This window comes from Burkholderia metallica, assembly GCF_001718555.1.
In the GTDB taxonomy this organism is placed as follows: Bacteria; Pseudomonadota; Gammaproteobacteria; order Burkholderiales; family Burkholderiaceae; genus Burkholderia; species Burkholderia metallica.
In genome coordinates, this window is the sequence record NZ_CP013401.1 from 3,206,768 (window position 1) to 3,228,893 (window position 22,126).

26 protein-coding genes are annotated in these 22,126 nt (G+C 67.2%); 6 read left to right on the forward strand and 20 right to left on the reverse strand.

The window, feature by feature from the left end:
• Window positions 1-4 precede the first annotated feature (4 nt).
• From WJ16_RS14475 to WJ16_RS14485, 3 genes are read right to left on the reverse strand one after another with little or no spacing between them, the layout of a single operon-like run.
• Window positions 5-1,117: a COX15/CtaA family protein gene (locus tag WJ16_RS14475; protein WP_069257641.1), complete on the reverse strand. Its 1,113-nt coding sequence runs from the start codon at window positions 1,115-1,117 to the stop codon at window positions 5-7.
• A 25-nt stretch (window positions 1,118-1,142) separates the two neighbouring features.
• Entirely contained in the window at window positions 1,143-1,769 is a 627-nt protein-coding gene (locus WJ16_RS14480; protein ID WP_069257642.1) for an SCO family protein, read from the reverse strand.
• A 60-nt stretch (window positions 1,770-1,829) separates the two neighbouring features.
• Window positions 1,830-2,540 (reverse strand): SURF1 family protein, encoded by a 711-nt coding sequence (locus WJ16_RS14485; protein ID WP_069258077.1) that lies wholly within the window; start codon window positions 2,538-2,540, stop codon window positions 1,830-1,832.
• An 84-nt stretch (window positions 2,541-2,624) separates the two neighbouring features.
• Here WJ16_RS14485 and WJ16_RS14490 point away from each other — a divergent pair, with 84 nt between their 5' ends.
• Window positions 2,625-2,834 (forward strand): twin transmembrane helix small protein, encoded by a 210-nt coding sequence (locus WJ16_RS14490; RefSeq protein WP_006477735.1) that lies wholly within the window; start codon window positions 2,625-2,627, stop codon window positions 2,832-2,834.
• Between the two features lie 171 nt (window positions 2,835-3,005).
• On the opposite strand, the gene WJ16_RS14495 is transcribed toward WJ16_RS14490, so the two are convergent.
• The 8 genes from WJ16_RS14495 to WJ16_RS14525 all read right to left on the reverse strand — a co-directional run bounded on the left by WJ16_RS14495 (window position 3,006) and on the right by WJ16_RS14525 (window position 10,082).
• Window positions 3,006-3,863, reverse strand: a complete 858-nt coding sequence (locus WJ16_RS14495) for a cytochrome c oxidase subunit 3 (RefSeq protein ID WP_039346195.1) — start codon at window positions 3,861-3,863, stop codon at window positions 3,006-3,008.
• Window positions 3,864-4,001: 138 nt separating this feature from the next.
• Window positions 4,002-4,202 carry a DUF2970 domain-containing protein gene (locus WJ16_RS14500; RefSeq protein WP_021163748.1) on the reverse strand — a complete coding sequence of 67 codons (201 nt, stop codon included), beginning with the start codon at window positions 4,200-4,202 and terminating at the stop codon, window positions 4,002-4,004.
• A gap of 16 nt (window positions 4,203-4,218) precedes the next feature.
• Window positions 4,219-4,827, reverse strand: a complete 609-nt coding sequence (locus WJ16_RS14505; RefSeq protein WP_039346202.1) for a cytochrome c oxidase assembly protein — start codon at window positions 4,825-4,827, stop codon at window positions 4,219-4,221.
• Between the two features lie 35 nt (window positions 4,828-4,862).
• Window positions 4,863-5,003 carry a cytochrome oxidase small assembly protein gene (locus WJ16_RS35290; protein ID WP_167375373.1) on the reverse strand — a complete coding sequence of 47 codons (141 nt, stop codon included), beginning with the start codon at window positions 5,001-5,003 and terminating at the stop codon, window positions 4,863-4,865.
• 85 nt (window positions 5,004-5,088) lie between these two features.
• Window positions 5,089-6,696 carry a cytochrome c oxidase subunit I gene (gene ctaD, locus WJ16_RS14510; protein WP_021163746.1) on the reverse strand — a complete coding sequence of 536 codons (1,608 nt, stop codon included), beginning with the start codon at window positions 6,694-6,696 and terminating at the stop codon, window positions 5,089-5,091.
• A gap of 43 nt (window positions 6,697-6,739) precedes the next feature.
• Window positions 6,740-8,338: a cytochrome c oxidase subunit II gene (coxB, locus tag WJ16_RS14515; RefSeq protein ID WP_069257643.1), complete on the reverse strand. Its 1,599-nt coding sequence runs from the start codon at window positions 8,336-8,338 to the stop codon at window positions 6,740-6,742.
• 57 nt (window positions 8,339-8,395) lie between these two features.
• Entirely contained in the window at window positions 8,396-8,920 is a 525-nt protein-coding gene (locus tag WJ16_RS14520) for a DUF2244 domain-containing protein (RefSeq protein ID WP_069257644.1), read from the reverse strand.
• 196 nt (window positions 8,921-9,116) lie between these two features.
• The gene (locus WJ16_RS14525) at window positions 9,117-10,082 is read right to left on the reverse strand and encodes a methyltransferase domain-containing protein (RefSeq protein ID WP_069257645.1); all 966 of its coding nucleotides are present in this window, start codon (window positions 10,080-10,082) and stop codon (window positions 9,117-9,119) included.
• An 81-nt stretch (window positions 10,083-10,163) separates the two neighbouring features.
• Here WJ16_RS14525 and WJ16_RS14530 point away from each other — a divergent pair, with 81 nt between their 5' ends.
• Window positions 10,164-10,967: a ComF family protein gene (locus WJ16_RS14530; protein ID WP_069257646.1), complete on the forward strand. Its 804-nt coding sequence runs from the start codon at window positions 10,164-10,166 to the stop codon at window positions 10,965-10,967.
• Between the two features lie 103 nt (window positions 10,968-11,070).
• Entirely contained in the window at window positions 11,071-11,541 is a 471-nt protein-coding gene (gene trmL / locus WJ16_RS14535; RefSeq protein ID WP_069257647.1) for a tRNA (uridine(34)/cytosine(34)/5-carboxymethylaminomethyluridine(34)-2'-O)-methyltransferase TrmL, read from the forward strand.
• A gap of 41 nt (window positions 11,542-11,582) precedes the next feature.
• Here trmL and WJ16_RS14540 read toward each other — a convergent pair whose 3' ends face one another.
• From WJ16_RS14540 to WJ16_RS14560, 5 genes are all read right to left on the reverse strand, one after another.
• Window positions 11,583-12,107 (reverse strand): O-acetyl-ADP-ribose deacetylase, encoded by a 525-nt coding sequence (locus tag WJ16_RS14540; protein ID WP_069257648.1) that lies wholly within the window; start codon window positions 12,105-12,107, stop codon window positions 11,583-11,585.
• A gap of 85 nt (window positions 12,108-12,192) precedes the next feature.
• Complete coding sequence (locus tag WJ16_RS14545; RefSeq protein WP_069257649.1) at window positions 12,193-13,191, reverse strand: NAD(P)H-dependent glycerol-3-phosphate dehydrogenase; 999 nt, start codon at window positions 13,189-13,191, stop codon at window positions 12,193-12,195.
• A gap of 28 nt (window positions 13,192-13,219) precedes the next feature.
• Entirely contained in the window at window positions 13,220-13,702 is a 483-nt protein-coding gene (secB, locus tag WJ16_RS14550; protein WP_011353285.1) for a protein-export chaperone SecB, read from the reverse strand.
• 107 nt (window positions 13,703-13,809) lie between these two features.
• On the reverse strand, window positions 13,810-14,070 hold the full coding sequence (gene grxC, locus WJ16_RS14555; RefSeq protein ID WP_069257650.1) for a glutaredoxin 3: 261 nt from the start codon (window positions 14,068-14,070) through the stop codon (window positions 13,810-13,812).
• Window positions 14,067-14,489 carry a rhodanese-like domain-containing protein gene (locus WJ16_RS14560; RefSeq protein WP_069257651.1) on the reverse strand — a complete coding sequence of 141 codons (423 nt, stop codon included), beginning with the start codon at window positions 14,487-14,489 and terminating at the stop codon, window positions 14,067-14,069. The genes grxC and WJ16_RS14560 overlap by 4 nt, the downstream gene beginning before the upstream one ends.
• A 135-nt stretch (window positions 14,490-14,624) precedes the next feature.
• Here WJ16_RS14560 and gpmA point away from each other — a divergent pair, with 135 nt between their 5' ends.
• From gpmA to WJ16_RS14575, 3 genes are all read left to right on the forward strand, one after another.
• Window positions 14,625-15,371, forward strand: coding sequence for a 2,3-diphosphoglycerate-dependent phosphoglycerate mutase (gpmA, locus tag WJ16_RS14565; RefSeq protein WP_069257652.1), 747 nt, complete (start codon window positions 14,625-14,627; stop codon window positions 15,369-15,371).
• Between the two features lie 281 nt (window positions 15,372-15,652).
• Complete coding sequence (locus WJ16_RS14570) at window positions 15,653-17,200, forward strand: S41 family peptidase (protein WP_069257653.1); 1,548 nt, start codon at window positions 15,653-15,655, stop codon at window positions 17,198-17,200.
• A gap of 105 nt (window positions 17,201-17,305) precedes the next feature.
• Window positions 17,306-18,058, forward strand: a complete 753-nt coding sequence (locus WJ16_RS14575; RefSeq protein ID WP_069257654.1) for a HesA/MoeB/ThiF family protein — start codon at window positions 17,306-17,308, stop codon at window positions 18,056-18,058.
• 72 nt (window positions 18,059-18,130) lie between these two features.
• Here the strand turns inward: WJ16_RS14575 and ptsP are convergent, their stop codons facing one another.
• From ptsP to gshB, 4 genes are all read right to left on the reverse strand, one after another.
• On the reverse strand, window positions 18,131-19,903 hold the full coding sequence (ptsP, locus tag WJ16_RS14580) for a phosphoenolpyruvate--protein phosphotransferase (RefSeq protein ID WP_069258078.1): 1,773 nt from the start codon (window positions 19,901-19,903) through the stop codon (window positions 18,131-18,133).
• 201 nt (window positions 19,904-20,104) lie between these two features.
• Window positions 20,105-20,374, reverse strand: coding sequence for an HPr family phosphocarrier protein (locus WJ16_RS14585; RefSeq protein ID WP_006477716.1), 270 nt, complete (start codon window positions 20,372-20,374; stop codon window positions 20,105-20,107).
• Window positions 20,375-20,447: 73 nt separating this feature from the next.
• Window positions 20,448-20,918, reverse strand: a complete 471-nt coding sequence (locus tag WJ16_RS14590; protein ID WP_069257655.1) for a PTS sugar transporter subunit IIA — start codon at window positions 20,916-20,918, stop codon at window positions 20,448-20,450.
• Between the two features lie 230 nt (window positions 20,919-21,148).
• Window positions 21,149-22,105, reverse strand: coding sequence for a glutathione synthase (gene gshB / locus WJ16_RS14595; RefSeq protein WP_069257656.1), 957 nt, complete (start codon window positions 22,103-22,105; stop codon window positions 21,149-21,151).
• Between the last annotated feature and the right edge of the window lie 21 nt (window positions 22,106-22,126).

The following is a 22,126-nucleotide window of genomic DNA, read 5'->3' on the forward strand; positions in this document are numbered from 1 at the left end:
ACGGTCACGCCGGGGCGGCGTCGCGCGCAGGCTGCGCGACACGGCCGGGGCGGCTTGAAAGGATGCGAAAGTTTAACATGACGACGAGCAGCAGCAGGATCGCGGCCCCGCCGTTGTGCGCGACGGCGACCGGCAGCGGCCACTGCAGCACGATGTTGGTCAGGCCCGTCACGAACTGCAGCAGCACGACCAGCAGCACGCCGTTCGCGGGCCGCCGCAGCGACTCGAAGCGACGCATTTTCAGCGCGAACGCGACCAGGTACGCGACCACCACGAACGCGAACGTGCGGTGCGTCCAGTGGATCGCGACCAGCGCGTCCTGCGTGATGGCCTCGCCGTCCTTCGTCATCCCGAGCGCGCGCCACAGGTGGAAGCCGTGCTGGAAGTCCATCGGCGGGATCCACTGGCCGTTGCAGGTCGGGAAGTCGGTGCACGCGAGTACCGCGTAGTTGGTGCTCACCCAGCCGCCGAGCGCGATCTGCACGACCAGCAGCACGAGCGCCGCGAGCGCGGCCGCGCGATAGCGGCCGGCTTCGGGGTCGTGCGACGGCAGCGGCGTCTGCCGCGCGGCGAGCCAGCCGAGCGTGCCGAGCAGCGTGAGGCCGAGCAGCAGGTGGATCGTGACGATCACCGGCTGCAGCTTCATCGTGACCGTCCACGCGCCGAACGCGCCCTGCACGAGAATCAGCAGCAGCAGGCTCGTCGGCCACCACGGCGACACGTGCAGCGGGCGGCGACGCAGCCGCGCGGCCCATGCGATCACGACCTGCGCGATGATCAGCACGCCGATCGCCATCGCGAAATAGCGGTGGATCATCTCGATCCACGCCTTCGTCATGCTCACCGGCCCGGTCGGCATCGCCTGGTGCGCGGCCGTGATCGCCGCATGCGCGATGAACGGCGACGACGTGCCGTAGCAGCCCGGCCAGTCGGGGCAGCCGAGCCCCGAATCGGTCAGGCGCGTGAAGCCGCCGAACATCACGAGGTCGAGGGTCAGGAAGGTGGTGATCCACACCAGCTTGCGAAACTTGTCGTCGTCGGCCTTCACCCACACGTACGACAGCGGCAGCAGCGCGATGCAGAAGCCGATCAGGCCGAGTTGCAGTAGATACGACATCGGAATGGTGCCTCGTTCTCTTGCCTTAACCGATGCTCGACCACTTCAGCAGCTTCGTCACGTCCGACTTGATCTTGCTGGGATTCGGGTCTTTCGGGAAACGCATCATCAGGTTGCCGTTCGGGTCGACCAGGTAGATGTGGTCGCTGTCCTTCGTGCCGGCGTCGGCCGGCAGCCATGCGGCCACCGCGGCCGGATCGGCGACCAGCCGGCGCGTGTCCGGATAGGCATCGAGCACCTTCTGCGGCGTCGCGCCCGCATCGCTGCGCAGCCACACCATCGTGATCCGGTGCCGCTCGCCCGCCTGCGTGACGCGGATCTGGCGCATGAAATAGAGCTTCTTCGCGCATGCGTCGTCGCACGCGCTGCGATCGGTCATCACGAACAGCCACACGCCGCGCAGCGACGACAGCGGCACGGTCTTGCCGGTTTCGTCGGTCACCTGCAGATCCGCCGGAATCGGGCGCTGCGGCTCGATCAGCGTGCCGTAGTTGGTCGACCCGCCCTTCGGCTTGATCACGTAATAGGTGAAGTACGACGCGATCATCGGTGCGGCGCACACGAGACCCAGCAGCACGAGCATCCAGCGGCCGCGCTTGCGGGCCGCCGGCGACATCGGCGCAGCGGCCGAACCCTGACGGGGGGATTGCATGGACAAATCAGACCTCTCGAAACGAACCCGCGGCGCCGGCGCCGCGTCCCGGCATGGCGTTCACGCGCCGGCCGACTTCTTCGCCGCACGCCGCGCGGCGTACAGGCCGAAACCGAGCGCGGCCGCCGCCATCGCCCACCACTGAAACATGTAACCGTAATTGCGCTCGACGCCGGTCGTCGCCGCCGGCCAGTCGCGCACGAGCTTGTCGCCGTCGTCGCTCGTCTGCTGGATCACGAACGGCTGCAGCGGCAGCCCCGTTTCCTTCGCATACGCGGCGACGTCCAGGTTCTGCCGGATCTTCTGGTGCGCGGCCGACCCGCCTTCGCCCAGCTCGAACGCGCGCGACGCATCGGCGCGCGCGATGCCGACGATCTCGACGTCACCCGCGGGCGTCGCAAACGGCTCGATCGCGGTGCGATCGGCGATATTGCGCGGCAGCCAGCCGCGGTTCACGAGCACGACGCCGCCGCCCGTGAGTTTAAACGGCATCACGACGTAAAAACCCGGCTGGTCGTTATACGGCCGATTGTCGAGGAACACGGCATGCTCGGGCAGGAAGCGGCCCGTTGCACGCACGCGATGGAATTCGATCGACGCGAGCGGCATCGGCTGCGCGCCGACGTCGACGGGCGCCGCCTGCTCGTAGCGCGCGATGCTCGCCTGCAGCGCTTCCTTCTGGTGCGCGCGGTCGCGCTGCCAGAAACCGAGACGGATCGTGACCGCGACGACGACGAGAATCAGCAGCGCGGGCAGCCAGCGTATCTTCATCATGCGGCCCGCCCGGCACCTGCTGACAAGCGAAGTGCGATAATTATCCTCTTCCTTCCGAATTGCCGTCGTCCGGTTCGTGCCATGCACATACTCGTTCCCATCGCCTTCGTCCTCATCATTGCCAGCATGGGCTCGGCGCTCTACTTCATGATGCACGACCGCGGCCACACGAAACGCATGGTCTGGTCGCTCGCCACCCGTGTCGGGCTGTCGGTGTCGCTGTTCCTGCTCATCCTGTTCGCGAACTGGATGGGCTGGATCCATTCGACCGGCCTGCCGATCGGGCGTTGATCGCATTGCCGCCGCGGCCGCTGTGACATTTCGCCGCACAGCCGCGCCACCAAGCAAAAGCGCCGCCTGACTGAGTCGCGGCGGCGCCGGGTGGTGAAGGCCGGCAGCCACGCTGCCCGGCCGCCTCCAATGAAAACGGCCCGCGCATTGCTGCGCGGGCCGTTTTTCCATTTACAGCCAGTAGACGACGACGTACAGGCCGAGCCAGACGACGTCGACGAAGTGCCAGTACCACGCGGCGCCTTCGAATGCGAAGTGGTGATCGGGCTTGAAGTGGCCGCGGATCATCCGCACCAGCACCACCGCGAGCATCGTGCCGCCGAGGAACACGTGGAAGCCGTGGAAGCCGGTCAGCAGGAAGAACGTCGAACCGTACACGCCCGAGTTCAGCGTCAGGTTCAGTTCGTTGTACGCGTGGTAATACTCGAAGCCCTGCAGGAACAGGAAGCAGATACCGAACACGAGCGTCGCGGCCAGCCACGCGATCGCCTTCTTGCGATGATCGTCACGCAGCGCGTGGTGCGAGATCGTCAGCGTCACGCCAGACGACAGCAGGAACGCGGTGTTCAGCGTCGGGATCGGCCACGGGCCCATCGTCTTGAAGTGCCCGGCGAGCGCGGCGGGGCCTTCGTTCGGCCACACGGCGGAGAAATCCGGCCAGATCAGCTTGTAGTCGAGGCTGCCGAGCTGGTGCAGCGCGATTTCACGCGCATAGAACAGCGCGCCGAAGAACGCACCGAAGAACATGACTTCCGAGAAGATGAACCAGCTCATGCTCCAGCGGTACGACTTGTCGACGTTCTTGCCGTAGTGACCGCCTTCCGATTCGGCGATCGCGTCGCCAAACCAGTGATACAGCGTGAAGAGCAACCAAAGCAGGCCGAGCAGTGCCGTAAACGGCGCCCAGTCGTGACCGTTGATCCACAGCGCTGTCGATCCGAGCATGACCAGCAGGCCGATGGCCGCGCTGATCGGATGCTGCGACGGATGCGGCACGAAATAGTACGGGGTCTGGTTTTGACCGCTCATGCTTGATTCTCCACTTCAGTCCAATTTGTGTACCGGAAACCGCTCCGGCTTTATTTCTTGCGCGGCGTGACCACCACCGCGCCTTCCTGCACGCGCCGCCGTGGCGCCGCGCACTGCATTCTTTCGTGGCCGCGGGCGTCAGCCCACGACCGCACGCACGATCAGGATCAGCACCCCGATGAACACGCCGGCCGCCAGCAGCGCGACGATCAGCACGTGCAGCGGATTGAGCTGCGTCGCGTCGGCCTCCAGGTCGCGCCGCTTGCGCACCCCGAAGAACGACCACAGCACGGCTTTCAGCGCCTGGCCGAACGACCCGCCCCGCTTGACCTCCGTCATCGCCGCGCCTCCGTCGTCATGCGTCCGGCTTCGCCGCGCCCTGCGCCGCGGTCTTGCCCGGCGCGGGCGCCGGCGTGGCCGGCGTATTCAGCTCGAAGAACGTGTACGACAGCGTGATCGTCTTCACGTCCTTCGGCAGTTTCGGATCGATCACGAACACCACCGGCATCTTGCGCGACTCGTTCGCGGCCAGCGTCTGCTGCGTAAAGCAAAAGCACTCGATCTTCTTGAAGAACTCCGTCGCCTGCTTCGGCGCGTAGCTCGGAATCGCCTGCGCGACGACCGGCCGGCCCTGCCCGTTCGTCACGTCGTACACGATCGTCGTCAGCTCGCCCGGGTGCACGTCGAGGCTGTTGTGCTCCGGCTTGAAGCCGAGCGGCCCGCGCGCGTTCGCATCGAACTCGATCGAGACCGTGCGGCTGGTGTCGACCTGCGAGTTCTTCACCTCGCGCTCGCTGACGTCGCGCTGCACCAGGTTGTTGATGCCGGTGATCTGGCAGATCGCCCGATACATCGGGATCAGCGCGAAGCCGAAGCCGAACATCAGCCCGGCCACGACGAAGAGCTTCACCAGCATCGAACGATTGAACGCGCGATCGACGGCGCCCTCTTCCGGCTTCGACATACGACAACTTCCTCGCTACTGCGTCAGTTACTGCATCAGTGGGTGGACAGCCACCACTGCTTGATCACGACACTCACAAAAAAAACGGCGGCGATGACGAGCAGGATGAGACCGAGCCGCTTGTTGCCCGCGCGGATCTGCTCGGGCGTTCGTCTTTGTTGTGGATTCCGGGTCATCTGAAACTTCGCTGAAACCTCGATTCGGCGCCCGCCGCTGCCCGCCTGCTCGGCAAGCAGGCAGCGGCCGGGCGCACCGTAATACTTACTCGACGTGCGGCGGTTGCTCGAACGTGTGGAAGGGAGCCGGGCTCGGCACCGTCCACTCGAGGCCCGTCGCGCCGTCCCACGGCTTGTCCGACGCCTTTTCCAGCTCGCCGCCGCCACGGTAGGCCGGCAGCGCGACCGCGAACAGGAAGTACACCTGCGCGAGACCGAAGCCGAATGCGCCGATCGTCGCCACCTGGTTGAAGTCCGTGAACTGCGCCGGGTAGTCCGCATAGCGGCGCGGCATGCCCGCGAGACCGACGAAGTGCATCGGGAAGAACGTCAGGTTGAAGAAGATCATCGACGCCCAGAAGTGGATCTTGCCGCGCGTCTCGTTGTACATCCAGCCCGTCCACTTCGGCGCCCAGTAGTACCAGCCCGAGAACAGCGCGAACAACGAGCCGGCCACCAGCACGTAGTGGAAGTGCGCGACCACGAAGTAGGTGCCGTGATACTGGATGTCGAGCGGCGCCATCGCGAGCATCAGGCCCGTCAGCCCGCCGAACGTGAACACGAACAGGAAGCCGATCGCGAACAGCATCGGGGTTTCGAACGTCATCGAGCCGCGCCACATCGTCGCGAGCCAGTTGAACACCTTCACGCCCGTCGGCACCGCGATCAGCATCGTCGCGTACATGAAGAACAGCTGGCCGGTAACCGGCATGCCCGTTGCGAACATGTGGTGCGCCCAGACCATGAACGACAGGATCGCGATCGAAGCCGTCGCGTACACCATCGAGCTGTAGCCGAACAGCGTCTTGCGTGCGAACGCCGGGATCACCTGCGACACGATCCCGAACGCCGGCAGAATCATGATGTACACCTCGGGGTGCCCGAAGAACCAGAAGATGTGCTGGTACATCACCGGGTCGCCGCCGCCAGCCGCGTTGAAGAACGACGTGCCGAAGTGGCGGTCGAACAGCACCATCGTGATCGCGCCTGCCAGAACCGGCATCACGGCGATCAGCAGGTAGGCCGTGATCAGCCACGTCCACGCGAACATCGGCATCTTCATCAGCGTCATGCCCGGTGCGCGCATGTTCAGGATCGTCACGACGATGTTGATCCCGCCCATGATCGACGATGCGCCCATGATGTGGACCGCGAAAATCGCGAAGTCCATGCCCGGGCCCATCTGCGTCGACAGCGGTGCGTACAGCGTCCAGCCGGCGGCCGTCGCGCCGCCCGGCGCGAAGAACGAACCGACCAGCAGCACGGCCGCGACCGGCAGCAGCCAGAAGCTGAAGTTGTTCATCCGCGCGAACGCCATGTCGGATGCGCCGATCTGCAGCGGAATCATCCAGTTCGCGAAGCCGACGAACGCCGGCATGATCGCGCCGAACACCATGATCAGGCCGTGCATCGTCGTGAGTTCGTTGAAGAACTCCGGACGCATGATCTGCAGGCCCGGCTCGAACAGCTCGGCCCGGATGCCGAGCGCCATCACGCCGCCCGACAGGAACATGATGAACGAGAACAACAGGTACAGCGTACCGATGTCCTTGTGGTTGGTGGCGAACAGCCAGCGCCGCCAGCCGTGCGGCATTTCGTGCGCGTGGTCGTCGTGCGCGTGGTCCGCGGCTACGTCGTGCCCGATGCTAGACATGAGAATCTCCTAATGCGAATACGTCGACTAACTCAGCGACACGTCAAGCCGCCGGACCGATCTCGACACGCCGGGCTTCCTTCGCGTCCGCCCCGCCCGTGATCGTTTCCGGCTTTTTGAGAATAATGTGGTCTTCCGCCACGCCTGCTGCCTTCAGCGCGTCGCGCACGGCTTGCGCGCGATGCTTCGCCAGTTCGGCGTTCGCGTCGGCCGAGCCTGTCTTGTCGGTAAAGCCCGACAGCGCGAGCTTCGCGTCCGGATGTGCCTTCGCATAGTCGGCCGCGGCGGCGATCGCCGCCTTCGCATCGGCCGGCAGCGTGCTCTTGCCCGTCTCGAAGTAGATCGTCGACAGGGCGGCCGAGGCCGACGCTGCCGCCGGCTGCTCCGCGCCCGACGCAGCCTGCGCCGGCGCCGAAGCGGCTTGCTCCGGTGCGGCTGCCGCCGCGCCCGCCGCGTCTTCCGGCATCTTGCCGTTACGCGCGTCGGCCACTTGCTTCGGCTGCAGCAGGTCGTTCTTGTGGTTGCCCCACGAATTGCGCTCGTACGTGATGACCGACGCGATGTCGAGATCCGACAGCGACGCCCACGACGGCATCGCACCCTTGCCGTGCAGCACGCGCTCGACGTGGCCGGCGATCGGGCCGTTCACGATCGGGCTGCCGTCCATGGCCGGGAACGCGCCGAGGCCCTTGCCGCTCACCTGGTGGCAGGCCGCGCAGTTCGCCTTGTAGACTTCCTCGCCGTGCGCGACGAGTTCGGCCATCGTGTAGACCTTGTTCGGGTCGACTGCGGCGCTGGCCAGCTTGGCCTTCTGCGCGGTGACCCACTTCGCGTAGTCGTCATCCGACAGGACTTCGACGACGACCGGCATGTACGCGTGTTCCTTGCCGCACAGCTCGGTACAGAAACCGCGGAACGTCCCGACCTTGTCGGCCTTGAACCACGTGTCGCGCACGAAGCCGGGGATCGCATCCTGCTTCACGCCGAACGCGGGCACGTACCACGAGTGGACGACGTCGTTCGCGGTCGTGATGATGCGGATCTTCTTGTTGACCGGCACGACGAGCGGGTTGTCGACTTCCTGCAGATAGGTGTCGGTGATCGGCTTCTTGCCCATCACTTCGTCGCGCGGGGTGCTGAGCGTCGACAGGAAGCCGATGCCCTCGCCCGGGCCCTTCACGTAGTCGTAGCCCCACTTCCACTGGTAGCCGGTGACCTTGATCGTGAGATCGGCGTTCGTCGTGTCCTTCATCGCGACGACGGCCTTCGTGGCCGGCAGCGCCATCAGCACGACGATGACGAACGGCACGATCGTCCAGATGATCTCGACGGTCGTGCTTTCATGGAAATTGGCGGCCTTGTGGCCCTTGGATTTGCGGTGCGCGAAGATCGAATAGAACATCACGCCGAACACGCCGACGAAGATCACCGTACACAGGATCAGCATCATCGTGTGGAGATCGTAGAGCTCCTCGGCGATCTTCGTGACCGGCGGCTGAAAGTTGATCTCGTTGACGCGGGGGCCGCCCGGGCTATCACCGACCGCCAGGGCGGCACCGGCAAAGAGCAATCCGCTGCATGCCAGCACGCCCGTGAGGGCTCGCTTGATTGTTTTCATAGCATCCTTACCCAAAATTTCCATTCAAACCCTCCCCCGTCGCAAGCCGCCGGCCGGTACCCGGCCGGTGCCCGCGCCTCGTCAGCCGCAGCGCCTGAGCGATACGCGCAGTTCGTCGGCGAACTGCGCGCGCTTGTACTGCGCGAGATGCTGCCCGATTACGACGGTCTGCCCGCGCGATACCAGCCGAATCGGATCGCGTGGCGTCGCACCCGGCTCGACCCGCACCCAGCGCGGGTTGAATTCGATCTGCGTGAGCCGCTCCGCATCCATCCGCTCGATCACGAGCCGGTGCGGATACAGTCTGATGCGTTCGTAATCGACCGCATGGCGAGCATAGATCGCAAATGCGACACCCACAGCCAGCAACTCGATTCCGGTGAAGGGCATGACGAGCCAGGCCCCCCGCCACATCAGCAGTGTTGCGATCACCAGCGAGAAGCCCGCGAGCGACGCGTAAAACAGCATGAACTGGCGCGGCGACGCCGAACAATTGCGTTTCATGAGCCAGTCTTCGAGGACCGGCTCGTCGTTCGTCGTCTCCGCCAAAACCCTCGCTGCTCCCATCGCCGCCTCACGCGAATGGCATGCGATGCATGCCTGCATCGGACTCGTCGCCCCGTATTGCGGGGACCCCCGGGACGACAAGCTGACGCATTATAGGCGGGTTCAATGGCATCCACAAGCAAGCGACTATCGGCCCGCGAGCCAAGCGCGACAAGCTTTCCGGCCATTTCAGGCGCCAATTCGACCCCGCTTTGCGCTGCTAATTTCAGACATAACAAAACCCCTCTTTACCGCTCTACCGATTCTTCGGACGGCCCTTTCCGATGTCCTCGATGCGCACGATCCCGTGCCCTTCGGCGGTCGTGCGCGGCACGGCCTTCCACGCGTGGCCGTAGATCACTTCGAATGTGAGCGGAATCGTGCCGTCCTCGCGCCGGCGCGCGTCCAGCGCGTCGCCGAGCGCCGCGCGAAAGCGCCGCCCCGCGTGCTGCGGCGCCGTCCGCTCAAACGGATAGGCGCCCCAGCGGCGCACGTCGGCCAGCAGGGAATCGGGGGATTTGTAGGTGACGGTCAGCACTTCCTGGTCCATCACGGGAATCTCGAAGCCGCTCTCGACGAGCATGTCGCCGAGGTCGTGCATGTCGACGAAATCGATCACGCGCGCGGCGGGCGGCGCGATGCCGAGCGCCGCTTCGGCGTCCGCGCAGGCCGCGCGCAGTTCGCGCAGCGTGTCGGGGCCGAGCGTGCTGAACATCAGCAGCCCGTTCACCCGCAGCACGCGCTGCCATTCGGGCAGCACCGCGTCGGGGCGCGAATGCCAGTGGAGCGCGAGATTCGACCAGATCAGGTCGAACGCGCCGCCGGGGAACGGCAACGCGGCGAAATCGGCCTGCGCGACGCGCGGGCCGCGCTGGCCCAGCGCACGGCCGAGCGACGCCGGCAGCCAGCGGCGCCAGCTCGTCTGCTCGACCTCGCGCTGGCCGGCTCGCGCCAGCATCGTGCCGGACAGGTCGACGCCGAATACGGGCGCCTCCGGAAAGCGCGCGCGCAGCGCCGGCAGGTCGTCGCCCGGGCCGCAGCCCGCGTCCAGCACGGCTGTGGGGCTCACCTTGATGTATTCGAGGCGCTCGTTCATCCGCTGCGCGATCTCGCGCGGCAGGAACGCGACCGCATCGAACGTGGCGGCACGGCGGTCGAAGATCCGCCGCAGGCGCCTTGCGTCATTGGCCGGACGGCCGGTTGAAGTCGAAGCTGGGGACATGTCGGGCACACTGGCGAAGAGCCCGAAGTATACTCGCTCGCCCCGCGGGCTTCATTGAGGCGGGGTGTCAGGAGTGTTGCGATGATCCGTCGTTCCGCCCGACGCACGATGCGCGTCGCTTTGTCGCAGGTTGGTGCGCTGGCCGCGCGCGTCGCCGCGCTCGCGCTGCCGAATCGCTGCGCACTGTGCGGCAATTTGTCACACGCCGTGATGTGCAACGCTTGCGACGCCGCGTACTGGAACGAAGCGCGGCTGCGCTGCGACGTCTGCGCGCTGCCGCTCGGCGCCGGCCCATCGCGTTCGCAGCCGTCCCGCGGCATGCGCGCCGGCGCCCGCCGAGCGGCCGCCTACCGTTGCGACGCGTGCCGTACGGCGCCGCCGCCGTTCGATGCGACGCTGGCGCTGGCGGATTACCGCGCGCCGCTGGATGCGCTCGCGCGCGGCCTGAAGTTTCACCGGCAACTCGCGCTCGGCAGCGAATTCGCCGCGCGACTCGCGCGGTTGATCGACGATACGCCCGGCGCCGGCGGCTTCGACCTGGTCGTGCCGGTGCCGCTGTCGTCCCGGCGGCTCGTCGCGCGCGGCTATAACCAGGCGTGGGCGATCGCGCGCCCGCTCGCGCGGCGGCTCGGCGTGCGCGCGGATGCGGCGCTGCTCGCGCGCGTCGCCGACACCGCGCCGCAGTCGCGGCTCGACCGGCGCGCCCGGCACGACAACGTGACGGCGGCATTCGCGGTAACAAGTGCGGTCGCCGGCCGCCACGTCGCGCTCGTCGACGACGTGATGACGTCCGGCGCGACGCTCGAGGCCGCCGCGCACGCGCTGAAGGCGGCGGGCGCCGCACGCGTGACGAATCTGGTTGCGCTGCGCACCGCCAGGGATTAATTAGATAGAGAGGCCCGCCGCCCGTACACGGCGGCGGCCGTCACGAACCGGCCGGCCCGGAGCGCGCGTTGCGTCGCCCCGTCCGGCCCAGCCAGACAGAAACATGTTCAACGTCGTCCTCGTCGCCCCCGAAATTCCGCCGAACACCGGCAACGTGATCCGCCTGTGCGCCAACACGGGCGCGCGCCTGCACCTGATCGAGCCGCTCGGCTTCCCGCTCGACGACGCGCGGATGCGCCGCGCCGGCCTCGACTATCACGAGTATGCGCAGATGCGCGTGCACCGCGACTGGGACGCGTTCTTCGCGGCGGAAACGCCCGATCCCGCCCGGATGTTCGCATTCACGACGCGCGGCTCGGGCCGCTTCCACGATCACGCGTTCCTGCCGGGCGACTGGTTCGTGTTCGGCTCGGAAACGCGCGGCCTGGCCGCCGAACTGCTCGAACGCTTTCCGAACGAACAGCGCGTGCGCCTGCCGATGCGGCCGGACAACCGCAGCCTGAACCTGTCGAACACGGTCGCGGTGGTCGTGTTCGAGGCGTGGCGCCAGGCCGGCTTCGAAGGCGGCGCCTGACGCGCGAGCCACCCTGCCCGCGGCGCGGAACGCGGGATGCATCACGCCCGCGCGAGCCGCGCGCGATACAGGTCGTAGATGTCGGGGGAAAAGCACGCGAACACCACGCGTGCGAGATTCGGCGCCTGCGGCAGCATTTCGGCGACGGTGCCCACCGCGATGTCGACGGCGTCGCCCACCGGATAGCGATACACGCCGCAGCTGATCGCGGGGAACGCGATCGACGTCGCCGCCACCTCCTCGGCCAGCTCGATCGCGCGCCGGTAGCACGACGCGAGCAGTTCGGGCTCGCCGCGCCCGCCGCCGTACCAGACGGGCCCGACCGCATGGATCACGTAGCGCGCCGGCAGCGCGTGGCCGCGCGTGAGCTTCGCGTCGCCGGTCGCGCAGCCGCCGAGCGTGCGGCATTCGGCAAGCAGGCCGGGGCCGGCCGCGCGGTGGATCGCGCCGTCGACACCGCCGCCGCCGAGCAGCGAGCCGTTCGCGGCGTTGACGATCGCGTCGACATCGAGCGTCGTGATGTCGACGACCTGCGCATCGAGCGTGGTGGAATGGATCCGCAGCATGACAACCTCCCGGAACGCCGGAGACGGTTCAAGCGTAGCGCGCTTTGACGCCGCGCGCCCGCGGCGAACCCGGCGCCGGGCCGCGCTATTCGGCGCGCGCGTCGCGCCGCAGCAGGCCGCTGACCGCGTCGCGCGGCGCGATGCCGTCGAACAGCACGCCGCACACGGCTTCGGTGATCGGCATTTCGATCGACTGCGCGCGCGCGATGGCCAGCACGGCCTGCGCGCAGCGCACGCCTTCGGCCACGTGGCCGAGCGCGCCGAGGATATCGTTCAGCGTGCGGCCGGCCGCCAGTTGCAGGCCGACCGTGCGGTTGCGCGACAGGTCGCCCGTAGCGGTGAGGATCAGGTCGCCGAGGCCAGTCAGGCCCGTGAAGGTTTCCGCGCGACCGCCGAGCGCGACGCCGAGCCGCGACATTTCGGCGAGGCCGCGCGTGATCAGCGCGGCGCGTGCATTCAGCCCGAGGCCGAGGCCGTCGGCAATGCCGGTCGCGATCGCGAGCACGTTCTTCACCGCACCGCCGACCTCGACGCCGACCACGTCGTCGCCCGTATAGATGCGCATCGCGCCGTGATGGAACGCGGCGAGCGTGCGTTCGCGGCATTCGGCGGACGCGCTCGCCACCGTCAGCGCGACGGGCAGCGACTGCCCGACCTCGCGCGCGAAGCTCGGGCCCGACAGCACGCCGTTGCTCTGCTGTTCGGGCAGCTCGGCCGCGATCACCTGATGCGGCAGCAGATGCGTGTCGGCCTCGAAGCCCTTGCAGACCCAGACGACGTGCGCCGGCACGCAGCCGGCGTCGCGCATCGCGTGACACAGCGTGCGCAGCCCGGCCACGGGCGCGGCGATCACGCACAGCGCGTCGTCCGCGGCGCCATGCGCGAGCGCGGCGCCGAGATCGGCGTCGTAGCGCAGCGCGTCAGGCAGCGCGATGCCGTCCAGATAGCGGGAATTTTCGTGCCGGGCCTGCAGCCCGGCGATGAGCGCGGCGTCGCGCGCCCATAGAAGCGTGTCGTGCCGCGCGGCCAGATGGCCCGCGAGCGCGGTGCCCCACGCACCGGCGCCGAGAACGGCTACTTTCATACCCAGCACCGGTCCTCCGAGGGAATCGTCAGTTCAGCGTCGTGCCGTTCGGCGCGCCTGCGGCGGCGCCGGCTTGCTGCTGAAGCTGCGCGAGGCGCTGCTCGTACAGCGCCTGGAAGTTGATTTCCGCCAGGTGGATCGGCGGGAAGCCCGCACGCGTGATCGCGTCGGCGATGTTCGAGCGCAGGTACGGGAACAGGATCGTCGGGCAGGCGATGCCGACGAGCGGGTCGAGCTGTTCGTCCGGAATGTTGCGGATGTCGAAAATGCCGGCCTGCTTCGCTTCGATCAGGAACGCGACCTTGTCCTTCACCTTCGCGGTGACGGTACCCGACACGACGACTTCGAACACGCTTTCCGCGAGGCGGTCGGCCTTCACGTCGACCTCGACTTCAACCGAGGGCATGTCCTGCTCGAGAAAGATCGCCGGAGAATTCGGCTGCTCGAGCGACATATCCTTCAGGTAGACGCGCTGGATGTTGAAGAACGGTTGGTTTTCGACGTCGGACATGGTGTTTCCCTAAAAGTGGTGACGGGGCGGCCCGGCATGTCGCCGGCCGCCACGGATGAATCCTGCGCGCCCAAGCCGCGGCGCGGCCGGCGGCCATTCTGCCCTAATCAGGCTGCTTGCAGAAGCGGGAGGAGGCCGCCGTCGCGGTCGAGCTTCGACAGATCGTCGTAGCCGCCGACGTGCGTGTCGCCGATATAGATCTGCGGCACCGTGCGGCGCCCGGTGCGCGTCATCATTTCATCGCGGCGGGCCGGATCGCGGTCGATCAGCACCTTCTCGATCTGCTCGACACCGCGCAGCTTCAGCAGGCGCTCGGCCTGAATGCAATACGGACACACCTGCGTGCTGTACATCAAAACCTTGTTCACTTCGCCACTCCTTGTTTGACGACCGGCATCCCGGCCTGCTGCCAGGCGGCCACGCCGCCCTCGAGCACGTGCACCTCGGCGTAGCCCGCCGCCTCGACCTCGCGCGCCGCCTTCTGCGACTGCTGGCCGTTCTGGCAGACGAGCAGCACCGGCGTGCTCTTGTTCTTCGCGATCTGCGCAATTTTCGCGCCGATCTCGCCCGCCGCGACCTGGCGCGCCGACGGCAGATGGCCGGCCGCGAAATCGGGTGCGGCGCGCACGTCGATCACGACCGCGTTGCGGCGGTTGATGAGTTGCGTCGCCTCGGCGGCGGACAGGCCGCCACGGCCGCGGCGCAGCGCGGGCCAGGCCAGCAGGCCGCCGGATACCACCAGGATCGCGATAAGGGCCAGGTTGGTGTAATCGGTAAAGAACGTCACGGAATTCCGCCGGAAAAAGAGAAATCGGATGAGGACAATCCCGCCATTATAAAATAACCGTCTTGCGCGATGGCGGGCCCCCGGTCGGGTTCCGCGCGACGCGCCCCGCTTCCTTCACTACCGACCGCAAGATCCATGTACAAACTCGTTCTCATCCGCCACGGCGAATCGACGTGGAACAAGGAAAACCGCTTCACCGGCTGGGTCGACGTCGACCTCACCGAACAGGGTCGCAACGAGGCCTACCAGGCCGGCGAACTGCTCAAGGAGGCCGGCTACACGTTCGACATCGCGTACACGTCGGTGCTCAAGCGCGCGATCCGCACGCTGTGGCACGTGCAGGACAGGATGGACCTGATGTACCTGCCGGTCGTCCACTCGTGGCGCCTGAACGAGCGTCACTACGGCGCGCTGTCGGGCCTGAACAAGGCGGAAACGGCCGCGAAGTTCGGCGACGAACAGGTGCTCGTGTGGCGCCGCAGCTACGACACGCCGCCGCCCGCGCTCGAGCCGACCGACGAGCGCGCGCCGTTCAACGACCCGCGCTACGCGAAGGTGCCGCGCGAGCAGCTGCCGCTCACCGAGTGCCTGAAGGACACGGTCGCGCGCGTGCTGCCGCTGTGGAACGAGTCGATCGCGCCGGCCGTGCGCGCCGGCAAGCAGGTGCTGATCGCCGCGCACGGCAACTCGCTGCGCGCGCTGATCAAGTACCTCGACGGTATCTCGGACAGCGACATCGTCGGCCTGAACATCCCGAACGGCGTGCCGCTCGTGTATGAACTCGACGAGAACCTGAAGCCGATCCAGCACTACTACCTCGGCGACCAGGAAGCGATCGCGCAGGCGCAGGCCGCCGTCGCGAAGCAGGGCAAGGCGGGCTGACGCGCGCCGGCCGGGTGAGCCGGGTGAGCCGGGTGAGCCGGGTGAGCCTGGGATGCCGCGCCCGGCCCCGGCGGCGGCCCGGCCACCGCGCGAACCTTCGCGCCCCCGGTGCTGTCGAATCCGCTTTCGAACCCGCAGCGCACCCGGCGGTGCCCCGCCGGGCCGGCTCCGGACCCTTTCGACGCTTTTCGCGCCGTTCCACTGAGTCATCGGACGAACAGTTATACTTGTCCGCTCCATCCCCGCTACCGCCACGCGCTTCCCGACCGCACCAGATCTCTATGCGAATGAAATTGAAGAACATCGGCCTGATTGCCGCGGGCCTCGCCACGGGCGTGTTCGCCACGCTGCAGGTTTCCGCATCGGCCGAGCAGACCGCCACGGCGCCGCTTCCCCTCGACCAGCTCCGCCTGTTCGCGGAAGTATTCGGACAGATCAAGCGCGAGTACGTCGAACCGGTCGACGACAAGAAGCTGCTGACGGCCGCGATCAAGGGCATGGTGTCGAGCCTCGACCCGCACTCGTCGTTCCTCGACAAGACCGACTATGACGAGCTGCAGGAGCAGACGAAGGGCCGCTTCGCGGGTCTCGGCATCGAGATCTCGCAGGAAGACGGGCTCGTCAAGGTGATCTCGCCGATCGAGGACACGCCCGCGTTCCGCGCCGGCATCCGTCCGGGCGACCTGATTACCCGCATCAACGACAAGCCGGTGCGCGGCATGACGCTCGACAAGGCCGTCAAGCAGATGCGCGGCGAGCCGGGCACAAAGGTCACGCTGACGATCTTCCGCAAGAGCGACGACCGCACGTTCCCGGTCACGGTCACGCGCGCGATCATCAAGGTCCAGAGCGTGAAGATGAAGATCCTCGATCCGGGCTATGCCTACATCCGGATCACGAGCTTCCAGGAGCGCACGACGCCGGATCTCGCCGCGAAGCTGCAGGACATCGCGCGCCAGCAGCCGAACCTGAAGGGCCTCGTCCTCGACCTGCGCAACAACGGCGGCGGCCTGCTGCAGAGCGCGGTCGGCGTGGCCGGCGCGTTCCTGCCGCCCGACTCCGTCGTCGTGTCGACCAACGGCCAGATCGCCGATTCGAAGCAGGTCTACCGCGATACGTACGACAACTATCGCCTGCCGTCCTTCGACGGCGATCCGCTGAAGAACCTGCCGCCGGTGTTCAAGACCGTGCCGATGATCGTGCTGACGAACGCCTACTCGGCATCCGCGTCGGAAATCGTCGCCGGTGCGCTGCAGGATTCGAAGCGCGCGCAGATCATGGGCAAGACGACGTTCGGCAAGGGTTCGGTACAGACGGTGCGCCCGATGACGGCCGACACCGCGCTGCGCCTGACCACCGCGTACTACTACACGCCGAGCGGCCGTTCGATCCAGAACAAGGGCATCACGCCGGACGTGCCGGTCGATCAGTATGCGGACGGCGATCCGGACGACGTGCTCGTGACGCGCGAGGTCGATTATTCGAACCACCTCGCGAACACGCAGGATCCGAACGAGAAGAAGGAACAGGAAGATCGCGAGCAGCGCCGGATGGATCAGCTGCGCGTCCTCGAAGAGCAGAACGACAAGAAGACGCCGGAGCAGCGCCAGAAGGATCGCGATCGCAAGCCGATCGAGTTCGGCAGCGCCGACGACTTCATGATGCAGCAGGCGCTCAACAAGCTCGAAGGCAAGCCGGTCCAGGAATCGAAGTCGCTGCTCGCCGAGAGCACGAAGAATCCGGGCGGCAAGGCCGCTGCCGCGTCGAAGGCATCGGGCGCTACCGCAAAGCCGGCTTCCGCACCGAAGCCCGCGTCGGCACCGAAGTAAGCGCCGGCCGGCATCCGACGGGCCATCGCGGGAAGACCGCGATGGCCCGTTTTTCATGCGCGCCTAAAATAACGACACGTCCGCCCGCCTCGCCCACGACTCCCCATGAACGACGATCAACTCCTTCGCTACTCCCGTCACATCCTCGTCGACGAAATCGGCATCGAGGCGCAGCAGCGCTTTCTCGATGCGCATGCGATCGTCGTCGGCGCGGGCGGCCTCGGCTCGCCCGCCGCGATGTACCTCGCGGCATCGGGAGTCGGCACGATCACGCTCGTCGACGCCGACACGGTCGACCTCACGAACCTGCAGCGGCAGATCCTGCACGTGACGGCATCGGTCGGCCGCAGCAAGGTCGAATCGGGGCGCGACACGCTCGCGCAGTTGAATCCCGACGTGCAAGTGAATGCGGTCGCCGCGCGCGTCGACGATGCGTGGCTCGACACGCACGTACCGCGCGCGACCGTCGTGCTCGACTGCACCGACAACTTCGCGACGCGGCACGCGATCAACCGCGCGTGCGTCGCGCACGGCGTGCCGCTCGTGTCGGGCGCCGCGCTGCGCTTCGACGGCCAGATCAGCACGTTCGATTTTCGCGATGCGGCCGCGCCCTGCTATGCGTGCGTGTTTCCGGAAGACCAGCCGTTCGAGGAAGTCGCGTGCGCGACGATGGGCGTGTTCGCGCCGACCGTCGGGATCATCGGCGCGATGCAGGCGGCCGAGGCGCTGCGCGTGATCGGCGGCATCGGCAAGACCCTCAACGGGCGGCTGATGATGCTCGATTCGCTGCGGATGGAATGGACGACGATGAAAATCGCGCGCCAGGCCGACTGCCCCGTGTGCGGCGGCCGGCACTGACGCGCGACGCGCATGCGCCCGGCGGCGCATGCTTGGTGACACTTCGCAACATTTAACGGCGGCGCCGGAGCGTCAGGCAGCAGCGTCCGCCCGCGGCTCCGCGACCGACAGCCGCTGCAGCGCGGCCTGCACTTCCTCCGGCTCGAACGCGGCGAGCACGTCGGCCGTCGGCTTTTCGAGCGCCTTCAGGTGCGCGCGCAGGATCTCCTGCTTCACGACCAGCAACTGGCTCGGGTGCATCGAGAACTCGGTCAGTCCCATCCCGAGCAGCAGGCGCGTGAGCGCCGGATCGCCGGCCATCTCCCCGCACACCGACACGGATACGCCCGCGCGCTTCGCTTCGCGCAGCGTATAGGCGATGAGGTGCAGCACGGCCGGGTGCAGCGGGTCGTACAGGTGCGCGACCGCGTTGTCGGCGCGGTCGATCGCGAGCGTGTACTGGATCAGGTCGTTCGTGCCGATCGACAGGAAATCGAACCGCTTCAGGAACAGCGGCAGTGCGATCGCCGCGGCCGGAATCTCGATCATCGCGCCGATCCGCACGTTCGGGTCGTACGCGAGCCCCGCGTCGTCGAGCTGGCGCTTCGCTTCGCGGATCAGATCGAGCGTCTGGTCGATTTCCTGCGCATGCGCGAGCATCGGGATCAGGATCTTCACCTGGCCGAACGCGGACGCGCGCAGGATCGCCCGCAGCTGCGTGAGGAACATCTGCGGCTCGGACAGGCTCCAGCGGATCGCACGCAGGCCGAGCGCCGGGTTCGGCGCCGTTTCATAGCCTTCGTCGAGCGCCTCGAGCGGCTTGTCCGCGCCGACGTCGATCGTGCGGATCGTCACCGGCATGCCCTTCATCCACTCGACGGCCCGCTTGTACGCGGCGAACTGCTCCTCCTCTTCCGGCATCTCCTTCTGATGCATGAACAGGAACTCCGAGCGGAACAGGCCGACGCCGACCGCGCCGGCCTCGACGGCCGCCTTCGCGTCGTCGGGCAGCTCGATGTTCGCGTACAGATCGATCTTGGTGCCGCACAGCGTTTGCGTCGGCGAGAACTTCAGGCGCTGCAGCTTGCGTTGCTCCAGCAGCTTCTCGGACTGCCGGTACGAATATTCCTCGAGGACGATCGGCGCCGGATCGACGATCACGATGCCCTGGTCGCCGTCGACGATGATCAGGTCGTCCTGGCGGATCAGCGCGCTCGCGTGCTGCACGCCGACCGCGGCCGGAATGCCGAGGCTGCGCGCGACGATCGCCGTGTGCGACGTGCGCCCGCCGAGATCGGTGACGAATGCCTGGAACGACTGCGACTTGAACTGCATCATGTCGGCCGGCGCGATGTCGTGCGCGACGACGATCATCTCGTTCGTGCCGTTCTTGGCCGCGCGGTCGAGTGCCTGCGACGCGGACGGCGCGCCGGCGAGCGCCTTCAGCACGCGCTCGACCACCTGCTCGATGTCGGCCTTGCGCTCGCGCAGGTATTCGTCCTCGATGTCGTCGAAGTGGCGCGTGAGCAGCTCGAGCTGCTCGGTCAGCGCCCACTCGACGTTGTAGCGGCGCGTGCGGATCAGGTCGATGGTTTCCTGCACGAGCATCTCGTCGCTCAGGATCATCGTGTGGACGTCGATGAAGGCGGCGACTTCGCTCGGGGTGTCGTCGGTCAGGTCGGCGCGCAGCGCTTCGAGTTCGTGATGCACGACCTCGAGCGCCGTGCGGAAGCGCTCGACCTCGGCATCGATCTGGTTCGCGTCGACCAGGTAATGGGCGACGTCGAGCGCGGCCGGCGCGATCAGATACGCTCGCCCGATCGCGATACCACGTGAGACGGGAATGCCATGCAGCGTGAAGGACACGCGCACCTCCTCTGTACAAGTAAAGCCGCGGCACACTGCTGCGATGCGCTTATGACCCCGGTTAGCGATTATAAATTCCGCGACTCCCCGCTGGCTGCATGCACCGCAGCATTGCGCATTCCGCATCAATGCTTCAGACGAAAAAAATGCCGCGAAGATCGCGGCATTCCGGCTGAAAACGGCAACGATCCCGCGCGGCGATCACTGGCCTTCGCCGAACTTGTCGGCGATCAGCTTCAGCAGTGCGTCCATCGCTTCGCGCTCGTCGGGCCCTTCGGTCTCGATCGTCACCGTGCTGCCGATGCCCGCCGCCAGCATCATCACGCCCATGATGCTCTTCGCATTGATCTTGCGCCCGTTGCGTGTCATCCAGACTTCCGACTGGAAGTTGCCGGCCAGTTGCGTAAGCTTGGCCGATGCGCGCGCATGGAGCCCCAATTTGTTGACGATGGTGGTTTCTTGTTGAAGCATGATTCTCGGTCGGGTCGGTCGGGGCCGCCGGCGGCGCGCGTCGGCGGAGCGGTCTAAAACGGAAAACGGTGGCTCAGTGCGACTCGGTGCGCGGCTGCGGTTCGGGCGGAATCGGCGCGCATTGGCCGCAGCCGGTTTCGGACGGCGGCGGCGGCGTGCCGGCCGACACCTCGTGGACGCCCTTCGCGCCGCCGGACAGCGCCTTGTCGACCAGCTTGTCGAGCGGCACGGTGCGGTAGCAGACGGCCCGCACGAGCATCGGCAGGTTCACGCCCGCCAGCACCCGCACGTTGTCGATCTTGGCCAGCTGGCCCGCGATGTTCGCGGGCGTCGCGCCGTACATGTCGGTCAGCACGACCACGCCGTTGTCTTCCTTGAGCCGCGCGAGTTCCGCGTGCGCGAACGCCATCACCTGGGTCGGATCGCTGTCCGCCATCACGTCGATACAGCCGATGCGGGCAGGCACGCCGCCATAGATGTGCGCGATGCAGTCCCGCAGCGCGGTGGCGAGCGGGGCGTGCGCGATGATCAGAATCCCGGCCATGTCAGATCGCTCCCGGCCGCCCCTGGCGGGCCGACGCCCCGCGGCGGGGCAATGAGCGTAGCGAGTGTGGGGAACGTTTCATGTTCAGCCTTGCAACAGTGTCGGCCCGACCGCCGGGCCTTCGGTGCGCGATCGCGGCACCGGACAAGCGGGCATTGTAGCAGGCCGGTCAAGCTGCGCCGGCGACGGGGGACCTGCGCGGCCGCCGCCGGAGTTGCGCGGGAGACGGCCTACGCGGCCGCACGCTCCAGCGCGTCGATGAACATCGCGGCGACGTCGAAGCCCGTCTGCTCCATGATCTCGCGGAAGCACGTCGGGCTCGTGACGTTCACCTCGGTCAGCCAGTCGCCGATCGCGTCGAGCCCGACCAGCAGCAGCCCGCGCGCCGCGAGCACGGGCCCGAGCGTTTCGGCGATCTCGCGATCGCGCGCGGTCAGCGGCTGCGCGACGCCGAGCCCGCCCGCCGCGAGATTGCCGCGCACCTCGCTGCCCTGCGGAATCCGGGCGAGCGAATACGGCACCGGCTCGCCGCCGATCAGCAGGATGCGCTTGTCGCCGGCCTTGATCTCGGGGATGAATTTCTGCGCCATCACCGAGCGCGTGCCGTCGTGGCTCAGCATCTCGATGATCGAACCGAGGTTCATGCCGTCCGGCTTCACGCGGAACACGCCCATCCCGCCCATCCCGTCGAGCGGCTTCAGGATCACGTCGCCGTGCTCGGCGTGGAACGCGCGCAGCCGTTTCGCATCGCGCGTGACGAGCGTCGGAGCGACGAACTGCGGAAACTCGCCGATCGCGAGCTTCTCCGAATGGTCGCGGATCGACTGCGCTTTGTTGAACACGCGCGCGCCGGCGCGCTCGGCCAGCTCCAGCAGCCAGGTCGACGTCACGTATTCCATGTCGAACGGCGGATCCTTGCGCATCAGCACCGCGCCGAACGATTCGAGGCGGCGCGCGTCGACCGGGCCGGCTTCGTACCACGTCTCGCGATGCAGGTCGTCCGCTTCGCCGACGAACGTGATGCGCCGGACGTCGGCCTCGACGGCCGAACCCGTCCACGCGAGGTGGTTCGGCTCGCATGCGTACACCGCGTGCCCGCGGCGCGCGGCCTCGGCCATCATCGCGTAGGTGGAATCCTTGTAGATCTTGAAGCGCTCGAGCGGGTCGGCGATGAAGAGAATGTCCATGAGGTCCTGTACGTAGCGAAG